Source organism: Nocardioides sp. BGA-UO-ETr-FS32 (genome assembly GCF_059567905.1).
This window is the reverse complement of record NZ_JCAQOX010000015.1, coordinates 557,665-570,182: the sequence shown is the minus strand read 5'-3', so window position 1 is coordinate 570,182 and position 12,518 is coordinate 557,665. Positions and strand designations below refer to the sequence as shown.

General features: G+C 72.6%; 15 protein-coding genes. 7 read left to right on the top strand and 8 right to left on the bottom strand.

The window, feature by feature from the left end:
* Positions 1-47: 47 nt before the first annotated feature.
* The gene (trxA, locus tag AC57BS_RS16225; protein ID WP_496412470.1) at positions 48-419 is read right to left on the bottom strand and encodes a thioredoxin; all 372 of its coding nucleotides are present in this window, start codon (positions 417-419) and stop codon (positions 48-50) included.
* A 123-nt stretch (positions 420-542) separates the two neighbouring features.
* Between trxA and AC57BS_RS16220 the strand changes: the two genes are divergently transcribed.
* On the top strand, positions 543-983 hold the full coding sequence (locus AC57BS_RS16220; protein WP_496412469.1) for a CoA-binding protein: 441 nt from the start codon (positions 543-545) through the stop codon (positions 981-983).
* 13 nt (positions 984-996) lie between these two features.
* Here the strand turns inward: AC57BS_RS16220 and AC57BS_RS16215 are convergent, their stop codons facing one another.
* Positions 997-1,998, bottom strand: coding sequence for a Gfo/Idh/MocA family protein (locus tag AC57BS_RS16215; RefSeq protein WP_496412468.1), 1,002 nt, complete (start codon positions 1,996-1,998; stop codon positions 997-999).
* 31 nt (positions 1,999-2,029) lie between these two features.
* On the opposite strand from AC57BS_RS16215, the gene arfB reads away from it, so the two are divergent.
* Entirely contained in the window at positions 2,030-2,467 is a 438-nt protein-coding gene (gene arfB, locus AC57BS_RS16210) for an alternative ribosome rescue aminoacyl-tRNA hydrolase ArfB (RefSeq protein WP_496412467.1), read from the top strand.
* Positions 2,468-2,473: 6 nt separating this feature from the next.
* Here the strand turns inward: arfB and purE are convergent, their stop codons facing one another.
* From purE to AC57BS_RS16180, 6 genes are all read right to left on the bottom strand, one after another.
* On the bottom strand, positions 2,474-3,016 hold the full coding sequence (gene purE, locus AC57BS_RS16205) for a 5-(carboxyamino)imidazole ribonucleotide mutase (RefSeq protein WP_496412466.1): 543 nt from the start codon (positions 3,014-3,016) through the stop codon (positions 2,474-2,476).
* 31 nt (positions 3,017-3,047) lie between these two features.
* Positions 3,048-4,217 carry a 5-(carboxyamino)imidazole ribonucleotide synthase gene (locus AC57BS_RS16200; protein WP_496412465.1) on the bottom strand — a complete coding sequence of 390 codons (1,170 nt, stop codon included), beginning with the start codon at positions 4,215-4,217 and terminating at the stop codon, positions 3,048-3,050.
* Positions 4,218-4,243: 26 nt separating this feature from the next.
* Positions 4,244-4,561, bottom strand: a complete 318-nt coding sequence (locus AC57BS_RS16195) for a winged helix-turn-helix domain-containing protein (protein WP_496412464.1) — start codon at positions 4,559-4,561, stop codon at positions 4,244-4,246.
* A gap of 89 nt (positions 4,562-4,650) precedes the next feature.
* Positions 4,651-5,670 (bottom strand): adenylate/guanylate cyclase domain-containing protein, encoded by a 1,020-nt coding sequence (locus tag AC57BS_RS16190; RefSeq protein WP_496412463.1) that lies wholly within the window; start codon positions 5,668-5,670, stop codon positions 4,651-4,653.
* The gene (locus tag AC57BS_RS16185) at positions 5,660-6,163 is read right to left on the bottom strand and encodes a PH domain-containing protein (protein ID WP_496412462.1); all 504 of its coding nucleotides are present in this window, start codon (positions 6,161-6,163) and stop codon (positions 5,660-5,662) included. Before AC57BS_RS16185 ends, AC57BS_RS16190 begins: the two co-directional genes overlap by 11 nt.
* 55 nt (positions 6,164-6,218) lie before the next feature.
* Positions 6,219-7,016, bottom strand: a complete 798-nt coding sequence (locus tag AC57BS_RS16180; protein WP_496412461.1) for a biotin--[acetyl-CoA-carboxylase] ligase — start codon at positions 7,014-7,016, stop codon at positions 6,219-6,221.
* Between the two features lie 123 nt (positions 7,017-7,139).
* Between AC57BS_RS16180 and AC57BS_RS16175 the strand changes: the two genes are divergently transcribed.
* From AC57BS_RS16175 to AC57BS_RS16155, 5 genes are all read left to right on the top strand, one after another.
* A complete protein-coding gene (locus AC57BS_RS16175; protein WP_496412755.1) occupies positions 7,140-8,723 on the top strand; it encodes an acyl-CoA carboxylase subunit beta in 1,584 nt (527 codons plus the stop codon).
* A 77-nt stretch (positions 8,724-8,800) separates the two neighbouring features.
* Complete coding sequence (locus AC57BS_RS16170; RefSeq protein ID WP_496412460.1) at positions 8,801-8,995, top strand: acyl-CoA carboxylase subunit epsilon; 195 nt, start codon at positions 8,801-8,803, stop codon at positions 8,993-8,995.
* Positions 8,996-9,129: 134 nt separating this feature from the next.
* Positions 9,130-10,134: a hypothetical protein gene (locus tag AC57BS_RS16165; RefSeq protein ID WP_496412459.1), complete on the top strand. Its 1,005-nt coding sequence runs from the start codon at positions 9,130-9,132 to the stop codon at positions 10,132-10,134.
* A 59-nt stretch (positions 10,135-10,193) separates the two neighbouring features.
* The gene (locus tag AC57BS_RS16160) at positions 10,194-11,909 is read left to right on the top strand and encodes a DUF885 domain-containing protein (RefSeq protein ID WP_496412458.1); all 1,716 of its coding nucleotides are present in this window, start codon (positions 10,194-10,196) and stop codon (positions 11,907-11,909) included.
* Positions 11,906-12,511: a Maf family protein gene (locus AC57BS_RS16155; RefSeq protein ID WP_496412457.1), complete on the top strand. Its 606-nt coding sequence runs from the start codon at positions 11,906-11,908 to the stop codon at positions 12,509-12,511. Before AC57BS_RS16160 ends, AC57BS_RS16155 begins: the two co-directional genes overlap by 4 nt.
* The last annotated feature ends 7 nt before the right edge of the window (positions 12,512-12,518 follow it).

Here is a 12,518-nt window from a genome sequence, read left to right as displayed (position 1 = left end):
TGGCCAGCCGTGTGGCGCTGGCCACCCCGCGAGGCGCAGCCGTGGCGTCAGGCGCCCTGGCGCTCGCTGACCGCCGCTTCGCGGAGCGCGGCCTCGACGTCGAGACCGCGGACCGCCGTGATCAGCTCCTCGAGGGCCGCGGCCGGCAGCGCGCCCGGCTGCGAGAAGACGAGCACGCCGTCCTTGAAGGCCATCAGGGTCGGGATCGAGGTGATCCGGGCGGCCGCGGCGAGCGCCTGCTCGGCCTCGGTGTCCACCTTGGCGAACACGATGTCGGAGTGCTGTTCCGAGGCGGCTGCGAAGACGGGGGCGAACTGGCGGCACGGGCCGCACCAGGACGCCCAGAAGTCGACGATCACGATCTCGTTGTCGGCGATGGTGGTCTCGAAGTCGGCAGTGGTCAGGTCGACGGTGCTCATGGGTGGCTCCTCCCGGTTGGCTCGGGCGACCGGTCGGCGGCCGCCTCACCGAGTACAGCACCAATACCCCATGGGGTATTCCCGTGCCGGGCTCGCTCCCCTCCCCTGACTACCGTGGGCCGCATGACGACCGTGAGCAACGACTGGCAGGACCCCGGCACCGTCGAGCGGATGCTGGACGACCTCGGGACCTGGGCCGTGGTGGGCCTGTCCGGCGACCCCGGCCGTACGGCGTACTCGATCGCGTCCCTGCTCCAGTCCCGCGGCAAGCGGATCGTGCCGATCCACCCGGTCTTCGCCGACCCGGGCGCACCCGCGGTGCTCGGCGAGCAGGGGTACGCCTCACTCGCCGAGGTGCCGTTCCCCGTGGACGTCGTCGACGTGTTCCGCCGCTCCGAGGCCGCCGGGGAGTTCGCCGACCAGGCGGTCGCGATCGGCGCCAAGGGCGTCTGGTTCCAGCTCGGCGTCGTCGACCAGGACGCCTTCGCCCGTACGACGGCGGCCGGGGTGCCGATGGTGATGGACACCTGTCCGGCCATCGAGTGGCGTAGGCGCGGGCGCTAGGAACGCACCTGCGTCAGCCGTGCAGCGGGGCCTCGGCCATGGTGATGCCGAGCTGCCCGAGCGCCTCCTCCAGCACCCACATCACGTCGAGGGTGTCGGACAGCGGCATCACCGGGCTCTCGGTGAGGCCGGCGGCCAGGCAGCGCTGGACCTCCTCGGCCTGGTGGGCGTACCCGCGACCGGTGGGTGGCAGCTCGACCTCCTGCGGCTCCTGCCCGTTGCGGCGCACGACCACCCGGGTGGGGTGGTAGAAGGGCGGCACGAGCTCGAGCGATCCCTGGGTGCCCACCAGGATCGCGCGGCCGGGTGTCTGGCTCGCGAGGGTGCAGGTCAGCGACGCGGCCCGCCCGTCGGCGTACGCGAACTGGATCGCCGCCGACCGGTCGGCGCCGTTGGGGTAGGTCGTGCCGGTGGCCGTGACCCGGTCGGGGCGCCCGAGGAGGTGCTGCGCGAGCGAGACGGTGTAGACGCCGAGGTCGAGCACCGACCCGCCGCCGAGCGCGAGGTCGAAGAGCCGGCTGGTCGGGTCGTAGTCGCGCTGCGCGCCGAAGTCGGCCTGGACGAGCAGGAGCTCCCCGATCTCGCCCGCGTCGACCAGGGCACGGGCGTGCGCGACCGCGGGCTGGAAGCGGGTCCACATCGCCTCCATGCAGAAGACGCCGGCGTCGCGGGCGGCGGCGACCACCTCCTCGGCTCCTGCCAGGGTCGCAGTGAAAGCCTTCTCGACGAGCAGCGGCGTCCCGGCCCCGATCGCGGCGAGGGCGAGCGCGTGGTGCTGCGGGTGGGGGGTCGCGACGTAGACCACGTCGACCTCCCCCCGGCGACCCGCCTCGACCAGGTCGGCGTACGTCCCCGCGCCGCAGTCCGCGCCGCCGAAGCGCGTGGCGAAGCCACGGGCGGCCTCCGCCGAGCGGCTGCCGACGAAGGCGACCTCGGCGTCCGGAAGGTGGGCCAGGTCGGAGGCGAAGGCGGCGGCCATCCCGCCCGTCGCGGCGATTCCCCAGCGTGTGGTCATGCCACGAACCCTAGACGTCCACAATGGAGGCGTGCGCGACCTCCATGTCCCGGCCGGACCCGGCCTGCCCGAGGGTCTGGTGGTGCCTGCGGCCGAGCTGGTCGAGCGGTTCTCGAAGTCCGCGGGCCCGGGCGGTCAGTCCGTCAACACGACCGACTCGCGCGTGGAGCTGGAGTACGACGTCGCCGCCTCGGGGGCGCTCACCGACACCCAGCGCGCCCGTGCCCTGCGACGGTGGCCCGACGGGCGGGTGTCGATCGCCGCCTCCGAGCACCGCTCGCAGCACCGCAACCGCGTGGCCGCACGCGAGCGGCTTGCGGACCTGCTGCGGGAAGCGCTCGCCCCTCCTCCCCCACCGCGTCGACCGACGCGACCCTCGCGTGGGTCGAAGGAGCGACGGCTCAAGGCGAAGAAGGAGCGGGCCTCGACCAAGGCCCTCCGCGGCCGCGTGCGCGACCGGGACCGGTAGCCGACGCTAGAAGCCCACCCGGCGGCTGTCGCCCGCGGCCGCCCGGCGTACGACCTCGCCCTTGGCGTGCGCGGTCTCGGCGAGCTCGGCCTGGTAGTCGACGAGGCGCTGCTGGAGGGCGGGGTCGCTGGTGGCGAGGATCCTCGCCGCGAGGATGCCGGCGTTCTTCGCGTTGCCGATGGCGACGGTGGCGACCGGGATGCCGCCGGGCATCTGCACGATCGACAGCAGGGAGTCCATCCCGTCGAGGTACTTCAGCGGGACGGGGACGCCGATCACGGGCAGCGGCGTCACCGAGGCGAGCATCCCCGGGAGGTGGGCCGCTCCCCCGGCGCCGGCGATGATCACCGACAGCCCGCGCGTGTGGGCCTGGCGGCCCCACTCGACCATCTCGGTCGGCATCCGGTGGGCGGACACGACGTCGGCCTCCCACCCGACACCGAGCTCGGTGAGGATCTCGCCGGCGGCCTGCATCACCGGCCAGTCGGAGTCGGAGCCCATCACGATGCCGACCTTCACGGCCGACTGCTGTCCCTGCGTCTCGCTCATCCGGTCCTCCACCTGTCCCTCGTTGCTCTGGTCATTCGCTCTCGTCGCCCAGGTCCCCGCGGAACCACGACGCGGCGTGCCGGGCACGCTCGAGGCAGTCGTCCAGGTCGTCGCCGAAGGCGTTGACGTGGCCGACCTTCCGGCCCGGGCGGAGGTCCTTGCCGTAGAAGTGCACCCGCAGGTGCGGGTCGCGCGCCATCGCGTGCGGCAGGCCGTCGTAGAGGTGACCGGTGTCGGTGGGTCCGCCGAGGATGTTGACCATCACGGTCCAGCGACTGCGCGGGGCCGGCGAGCCCAGCGGGAGGTCCATGACGGCGCGCAGATGATTCTCGAACTGGGACGTCACGGCGCCGTCCTGGGACCAGTGGCCGGTGTTGTGGGGACGCATGGCCAGCTCGTTGACCAGGATCCGGCCGTCCGTCGTCTCGAAGAGCTCGACGGCGAGGATGCCCGTGACGTCGAGCGCACCGGCGATCCGCAGGGCGATCTCCTGCGCCTGACCGGACAGGGCGGGCGCGAGGTCGGGCGCCGGGGCGATGACCTCGTGGCAGATGCCGTCGAGCTGGGTCGAGGCGACGACCGGGTACGCCGCGGCCTGACCACTGGGCGCCCGGGCGACGAGGGCGGAGAGCTCGCGCCGGAAGTCGACGAGCTCCTCGGCCAGCACCTCGACGCCGGCGGCCGCGGCGGTGTCGAAGGCGACCTGCGCCTCGTCGAGCGCGCGGACCACCCACACACCCTTGCCGTCGTAGCCGCCACGCGTGGTCTTCAGGACGCACGGCAGCCCGAAGGCCTCGACCTCCGCGGTCGAGGTGACCACGGCGTTGCGCGGGCACGGCACGTCGAGCTCGGCGAGCCGACGGCGCATCACCGCCTTGTCCTGGGCGTGGACGAGGGCGCCCGGCCCGGGGCGTACGGCGATGCCGTCCGCCTCGAGCGCGTGCAGGTGGTCGGTCGGGACGTGCTCGTGGTCGAAGGTGACCACCGCGGCGCCGTCGGTGACCTTCCGCAGCGTCGGCAGGTCGGTGTAGTCGCCGACCAGGTGGTCGGGGATCACCTGGGCCGCGGAGACGCCCTCGGCCTCGGCGAGCAGGCGCAGCGGGAGGCCGAGCGCGATCGCGGGCTGGGCCATCATCCGGGCCAGCTGGCCTCCTCCGACGACGGCGAGCGTGGGGGCACGGTGCGAACCGGTCGAGGACACGACGCGAGCCTATAGAAGGCCTGGGCTCAGCTGGCGACGGTGTCCGCCGACGACTCGAAGCGCAGGCCGCGCCCGCGGTGCGTGGTGATCAGCGTCGGGCTCCGCGGGTCGTCGCCGAGCTTGCGGCGCAGCCAGCCCAGGTGGACGTCGATGGTCTTGGAGTTGGTGTAGAACGACGTCTGCCACACGTCGGCCATCAGCTCACCGCGGGTGACGATGTCGCCCGGACGCGCCATCAGGGCATGCAGCAGCTGGAACTCCTTGCGGGAGAGCGTGATCTCACGCTCGCCACGCCACACCCGTCGGGAGCCGGGGTCCAGTCGCACGTCTTGCACAGCCAACACGCGCTGAACGTAAGGACCGCACGCGGCCCGGGTGGTCCTTATGGACGAAAAATGCCCGAGTGGTCTGGTCCACCTCGGGCGCCACGCGCTCAGCGCCGGCGTACGGCCACGGGCTCCACCAGGCCGAACCCCCGGACCGGACGCGCCGGCAGCCGCCGGTTCTCCCACTCCTCCGTCGGCAGCAGGTCGGCGGTGTTCTGGTCGACGATCAGCCGGTTGCGGCGTGCGACCTGCGTGAGCCGGGCGGCCATGTTGACCGGCGGGCCGAAGATGTCGCCGAGACGCTGGACGACCGGGCCGCTGGCCAGGCCGAGGCGTACGTCGGGCATCTTGGCGTCGCGGCCGATCACGTTGATGATCCCCTCGGCCACCCCGACCGCCTCCTCGGCGGTGTTGGTGACGAACAGGACCGAGTCGCCGAGGCTCTTGATGATGCGTCCGCCGTAGCGCGCCACGACGTCCTGGCACCGGCTCTCGAAGACCTCGACGAGGTCGCCGATCTCGTCGCGGTCGAGGGTGTTGGACAACGCGGTGAACGAGACCAGGTCGGCGAACCCGACGGTCACGTCGATCGTGTGGAGGTCCTCGTCCTTGGCGCCCATCGCCTCGATCCGGCCGACCGCGGCTGCGAGGTGGCGCCGCCAGGCGTAGACCAGGAGCCGCTCGAAGGGCGGGTTGACCTCGTCGATGAGGCGCCTCGCCGACCCGATGCGCGAGCCGGTGGCCTCCTCACCGGCCTCCATCTCCTCCACCCGGCTGACGAGCGTGGAGACCTCCCAGTCGGCGAGCCGCGCCATGGTCTGCCCCACGCCCCGGGTGAGGTTGACCGCCATGTCGAAGTCGACCGCGCCCGAGTCGACGAAGCCCATCACCGTCGCGACGGCCTCGATGTCGGCGGCGGTGTAGGCCTTCTCCCCGCTGAACTCCGGGAAGCCGAGGGCTCGCCACAGCCGGCGCGTCTGGTCGATCGTCACCCCGGTCTCGGCCGCCACCTCGAGCGCGTTGAACTGCGGGGTGCTGCGCAGGATCGCGTGGTCGAGCTGCTCGCCCGGCGCACCCTCGGCGCCGGAGTCGGGCAGCTCGCCGCGGCGCCTGCGGTCAGGCGCCATCGTCCCGGCGGTCGCCGCTGGCGAGGCGGTGGAGCTCGTCGGAGACCTGGAGCTGGACCTTCTCGACGTCGGGGATGTCGTAGAGCTCGACGCTGCCGTCGGTGCTGGCGTCGGAGACGACCAACGTGCCGCAGCCGAAGATGCGGTCGATGACGCCGATCTCGAAGTCCACGCCGCTGATCCGGTTGAGGGGGATCGTGCGGCCCTCCTTCGAGATGAAGCCGGAGCGCTTGATGAAGCGGCGGTTGGTGAACGTGTAGGTCGTCGTCGCCCACCGCAGGAACGGCCCGACGAGGAACCAGACGACCACCGCGAGGAACAGCACCCACACGGCGATCCGCACGACGCCGTCGTCGACGAGGCCGGTGACGAAGAGGGCCAGGGCGAGCGCCACGATCACTCCGAGGCCCGGGAAGATCAGCGCCTTGGCGTGCGTCCGCGTGGAGACGACGACGTGCTCTCCGGGGTTGAGGAGCTTGCTCGGGTAGGCCACGCGCCGATCATGTCACCCGGTGCACCCGACTTCTAGGCAGGTCGCGCCGCGACGATCAGGCGGAGCGGACGTGCACCACGTCGCCGGCGGCCACGGTGAGCGCGCCGTCGTCGGTCGCGACCACCAGCGCGCCGGTGGCGTCGATGTCGAGGGCCTCGCCACGGCGTACGTCGCCGCCCGGCAGGTGGACGTCGACGGTGCGGCCGAGGGTGACGCAGACGTGCGCGTACGCCCGGCGCAGGGAGTCGACGTCGTCGAGCAGGCCCTGGAGGCCGTGCAGCGAGCCGAGCACCTGGCCGAGCAGACCCGTCCGCTCGACCGGCTCCCCGGTCTCGAGGAAGACCGAGGTCGCGGTCGCGACCGGGAGCTCGTCGAGGGTCTGGTCGACGTTGACGCCGACCCCGACGACCGCCATCGGACCGTCCGGGGCCTCGACCCGCTCGACCAGGATGCCGCAGACCTTGCGTCCCGCACCGGAACCGTCGTCGACCAGCACGTCGTTGGGCCACTTCAGCGCGATGTCGGGCAGCCGGTCCGCGAGCGCGGCCTGCACGGCGTACCCGGTGAGGAGCGGCAGCCACGACCAGGAGGTCGCGGGCACGTCGGGTCGCAGCAGCACCGAGAACGTCAGCGACGACCGGGCCGGCGTCTCCCACGCCCGGTCGAGGCGTCCGCGCCCGGCCGTCTGGTGCTCGGTGACCAGGACCAGGCCGGGCTGCTCGCCCGCCCGGGCCCGTTCGGTGAGCGCGGCGTTGGTCGAGGGGGTCGCCTCCACCACCTCCACGCGCCAGCCCGCGGGCGTCGCGAGCCGGCCGGGGTCGAGGGGTGGGCGAGGTGCCGGGCTGGACGTCATGGGGTCTAGATTGCCCCAGAGACCGGGCCCGGGGCACGACGCCCCTGGCGACCGACCCCAGCCACAGGAGGCCACCGCGTGAGCGCACAGCCGGGTGAAGGCACCGACGTCCCCCCGCAGGAGATGGACATCGACATCCACACGACCGCCGGCAAGCTCGCCGACCTCGAGCGTCGCCTCGACGAGGCGGTGCACGCCGGGTCGGACAAGGCGATCGAGAAGCAGCACGCCAAGGGCCGCCGCACCGCCCGCGAGCGCATCGAGATGCTCTTCGACGAGGGCACCTTCGTCGAGCTCGACGAGCTCGCCCGGCACCGCTCGACCGCGTTCGGCCTCGAGAAGACCCGCCCCTACGGCGACGGTGTCGTCACCGGCTACGGCGAGGTCAACGGCCGCATGGTGTGCGTGTTCAGCCAGGACTTCACCGTCTTCGGCGGCTCGCTGGGCGAGGTCTACGGCGAGAAGATCACCAAGGTCATGGACCTCGCGATCAAGACCGGCTGCCCGATCATCGGCATCAACGAGGGCGCCGGCGCCCGCATCCAGGAGGGCGTGGTCTCCCTCGGCCTCTACGGCGAGATCTTCCGCCGCAACGTCCACGCCTCCGGCGTGATCCCGCAGATCAGCCTGATCATGGGCAACTGCGCCGGCGGCCACGTCTACTCCCCCGCGGTCACCGACTTCACGGTCATGGTCGACAAGACCTCCGCGATGTTCATCACCGGTCCCGACGTCATCAAGACCGTCACCGGCGAGGACGTCACGATGGAGGACCTCGGTGGCGCGCGCACGCACAACACCAAGTCGGGCAACGCCCACTACATGGCCTCCGACGAGGAGGACGCCATCGACTACGTCAAGGCGATGCTGTCCTACCTCCCGCAGAACAACCTCGACCCGGCCCCCGTCCTCGACGAGGCACCCGACATGGAGGTCACCGACCTCGACCGGTCGCTCGACACGATCATCCCGGACTCCCCGAACCAGCCCTACGACATGCACGACGTGATCACCGCCGTCGTGGACGACGAGGAGTTCCTCGAGGTCCAGGAGCTGTTCGCGCCCAACATCATCGTCGGCTTCGGCCGCGTCGAGGGCCAGTCCGTCGGAGTCGTGGCCAACCAGCCGATGCAGTTCGCCGGCACCCTCGACATCGACGCCTCCGAGAAGGCCGCGCGGTTCGTCCGGTTCTGCGACGCCTTCAACCTCCCGGTCCTGACCTTCGTCGACGTGCCCGGCTTCCTGCCCGGCACCGACCAGGAGTGGGACGGCATCATCCGCCGCGGTGCCAAGCTCATCTACGCCTACGCCGAGGCGACCGTCCCGCTGATCACCGTGATCACCCGCAAGGCCTACGGCGGCGCCTACGACGTGATGGGCTCCAAGCACCTCGGCGCCGACATCAACGTCGCCTGGCCCACCGCCCAGATCGCGGTGATGGGCGCCCAGGGAGCCGCCAACATCCTGCACCGCAAGACCCTCAAGAAGGTCGCGGAGGACGGCGGGGACGTCGAGGCCCGACGCGCCGAGCTCATCGACGAGTACGAGACCACACTCGCCAACCCCTACATCGCGGCCGAGCGCGGCTACATCGACGCCGTCATCGCGCCCCACGAGACCCGCATCGAGGTCGTCCGCGCCCTGCGGCTGCTGCGCACCAAGCGGGAGACCCTGCCGGCCAAGAAGCACGGGAACATCCCGCTGTGACCGATGAAGCGGCGAACGAAGTGAGCCCTGCTTCGTCGGAACCGACGGACGGTGCGCGCGCAGCGAGCTCCGAGCCGGTGTTGCGTGTCGTCAACCCCGACGCCACCCCCGAGGAGATCGCGGCACTCGTCGCGGTCTTCTCGGCCCTGGGCTCCGGCACGGGCGAGCCGCCGAGGCGGCCACGACCCGTCTGGAACCACCCCGCCCGCGGGGTGCGCCAGACCCACCGCAGCGGTCCCGGCGCCTGGCGGGCCAGCGGCCTGCCGCGCTAGCGCCCGCGTCCACGCGCCGACAGTGGAGCGTACGGCCGGACCTAGCGGCCGCGCGCTCCACTGTCGAGTCCTCCTGTCCACAGATGCCGCCCGGGTGGTGGTGCGAGCACGGACGGCCCCGTCATGGTCGGGGGATGCCGACCCGCGCGACCAGCACGCTCGACCACGCGGCCCTGCGCCGGCTGCTGCGTGACCAAGACGGCGTGGTGGCGCGGCACCAGCTGGTGTCGGTCGGCGCCTCGCGCAACGACGTACGCCGCATGCTCGCGCGTCGGGAGCTGGTCGAGGTGCATCGGCAGGTCTACGTCTCGCACACCGGCCGGCCGTCCCGCCGCCAGCTCGAGTGGGCTGCGGTTCTTGCCTGCGCACCCGCCGCGCTCCACCGTGAGTCGGCGCTCGACGCGCACGGGATGACGAGGGACCGGGCGCCGACGACCAGCGGCAGCCGACCGATACACCTCGTGGTCGGGAGAGAGCGACGGATCCGCCCGCCGGACGGGGTCGTGCTCGAGCGCGTCGCCGACCTTGCGCGGTGGGTGCAGGACCACCGCCGTCCGCCCCGAGCCACGTTCGACTTCGCCCTCCTCAAGGCGGCGTCCGCGCGCGACGAGGCAGGAGCCGTCGCGCTGCTCTCCGACGCCGTGCACCAGGGCTTCACGACCGCCGACCGACTGGTGGAGACGATCGCCGACCTCCCCCGGCTCAGGCAGCGGGCCCTGCTCGCCGAGGTGCTCACCGACGTCGCGGCCGGCACGCGGTCGGTCCTCGAGCGGCGATACCTGCGTGACGTCGAGCGCGCGCACGGACTGCCCTCGGGGCAGCGCCAGCTCCGCCAGCGCACCGCATCGGGCCTCGTGTGCCGCGACGTGCGCTACGGCGACCAGCGCACGCTCGTCGAGCTCGACGGCGCCTTCGGCCACCGCGACGCGACCGACCGCTGGTCCGACCTCCAGCGCGACCTCGACGCGTCGCTCAGCGACCACGTCACGCTCCGGCCCGGGTGGGCGCAGGTCCTCGACCCGTGCCGGCTGGCGGCCATCGTGGGTGAGGTGCTGCGGCAGCGCGGGTGGCAGCAACGCGTGCGCCCATGCGGACCCACGTGCCAGATCGGCGACAGTGGAGCGTACGACCGGACCTAGCGGCCGCGCGCTCCACTGTCGGCGGAGGACCGCCACCGGCGCGGGGCTAGGGTCGCCGCGTGACCGACGCCTCGACGACCGACCGCACCATCGACGCCCTCTGCGACGCCTACGTCGACGACTACTGCGCACTCGACCCGCTGACGGCGACCTCGATCGGCGTCAGCGGCCACGAGCACGAGCTCACGGACTTCTCCCCCGCGGGCTTCGACGCCCGGCTGGCCCTGGCGCGGGCGGCCGTCGCCGCCGTCGAGGCCGCCACACCTGTCGACGACCGCGAGGCCGCGGCGAAGGACGCGTTCCTGGAACGCACCCGCCTCGAGATCGAGCTGGAGGAGGCCGGGGTGAACCGGTCGCGGATGTCGGTGCTGTGGAGCCCGCTGCACGAGATCCGGGGCGTCTTCGACCTGATGCCGACCGAGGGCGAGGAGGCGGTCGCGGCGATCGCGTCCCGCCTCGCCGGCGTGCCAGCCGCCCTCGAGGGGCTGCGCGTCACGCTCGCCGACGAGGCCCGCAAGGGCAACGTCGTCGCGGCCCGGCAGTACGCCGAGGTGGCCGAGCAGGTACGTCGCTGGACCGGCCAGACCGGCGAGGCGGGCGACTTCTACCTCGGTCTCGCCGACCGGCTCGGTGCCGGTGACACGTCCGTCGACGGAGCCGGGCTCCGCGCCCTCGCGGGTGCCGCGAGCGCCGCGACGGCGGCGTTCGGGCTGTTCCTCAGCGACGAGCTCGAGCCGCAGGGCAGGGAGAAGGAAGGCGTGGGCCGCGAGGTGTACGCCCTCGCGAGCCGCTACTTCCTCGGCGCCGGGGTCGACCTCGACGAGACGTACGCCTGGGGCTGGGCCGAGCTCCAGCGGCTCTTCGACCTCATGGCCGCCACCGCCGAGCGGATCGTCCCCGGGGCCGACGTCGACGCGGCCGTCGCGCACCTCGACGCCGACCCCGAGCGCGTGGTGCACGGCCGCGAGGCGTTCCGCGACTGGATGCAGCAGCTCGCCGACCGCACGGTCGCCGCCATGGCCGACGTGCACTTCGACATCCCGGAGCCGATCCGCCGCATCGAGTGCATGCTCGCGCCCACCAACGACGGCGGCATCTACTACACCGGGCCGTCGGAGGACTTCGAGCGCCCGGGCCGGATGTGGTGGTCGGTGCCCGACGGCATCGACGACTTCCACCCCTGGCGCGAGGTCACCACCGTCTTCCACGAGGGCGTCCCCGGCCACCACCTGCAGGTGGCGCAGACCGCCTACCGCCGCGACACCCTCAACCGGTGGCAGCGACTGATGTGCTGGTGCAGCGGCCACGGCGAGGGCTGGGCGTTGTACGCCGAGCGGCTGATGGAGGAGCTCGGCTTCCTCGACGACCCTGCCGACCTCCTCGGGATGCTCGACGCGCAGTCGCTGCGCGCGGCGCGCGTCATCGTCGACATCGGCATGCACCTCGAGCTGAGGATCCCCGAGGACAACCGCCTCGGCGCCCACGGCGCCCCCTTCCACCCCGGTGAGACCTGGACGCCCGAGCTGGGCCTGGAGTTCATGCGGCTGCACTGCCGGATGGACGACGAGTTCATCCAGTTCGAGGTCAAGCGCTACCTCGGCCTACCCGGGCAGGCGCCGTCCTACAAGGTCGGCGAGCGGATCTGGCTCGAGGCCCGTGCCGGTGTGCAGGAGCGGCAGGGCGACGACTTCGACCTCAAGGCGTTCCACCGGGCCGCGCTCGACCTCGGCTCGCTCGGCCTCGACCCGCTGCGCGCCGCCCTGGAGCGGATGTGACGACGCTCGTCCTCGCCTCGGCCTCACCTGCGCGGCTCGCGACGCTGCGGGCCGCTGGGCTCGACCCGACCGTGGTCGTCAGCGGCGTCGACGAGTCGCAGGTGAGCGACCTCCCTCCGGCCGAGCTCGCGCTCCAGCTCGCCGAGCTCAAGTGCGCCGCGGTCGCCGCGCGCGACGACGTGCCGCCCGGCTCGCTCGTCCTGGGCTGCGACTCGGTGCTCGAGCTCGACGGCGAGGCGCTCGGCAAGCCCCGCGACCCGGACGAGGCACGGCGGCGCTGGCAGGCGATGCGCGGGCGTACGGGTGTGCTGCACAGCGGGCACAGCCTCCGCGACACCGCCACGGGACGGGTCGCGGCGGCCACGGGGTCGACCGCCGTCCACTTCGCCGACGTCGGCGACGACGAGATCGAGGCGTACGTCGCCACGGGCGAGCCGCTGCACGTCGCGGGCGCCTTCACGATCGACGGGTTCGGGGGCGCGTTCATCCGCGGGATCGAGGGAGACCACCACAACGTGGTCGGGGTCAGCCTGCCGCTGCTGCGCGAGCTCGTCCTCGAGCTCGGCCACGCGTGGCCCGACCTGTGGTCGGCGACCCGCTAGCATCACG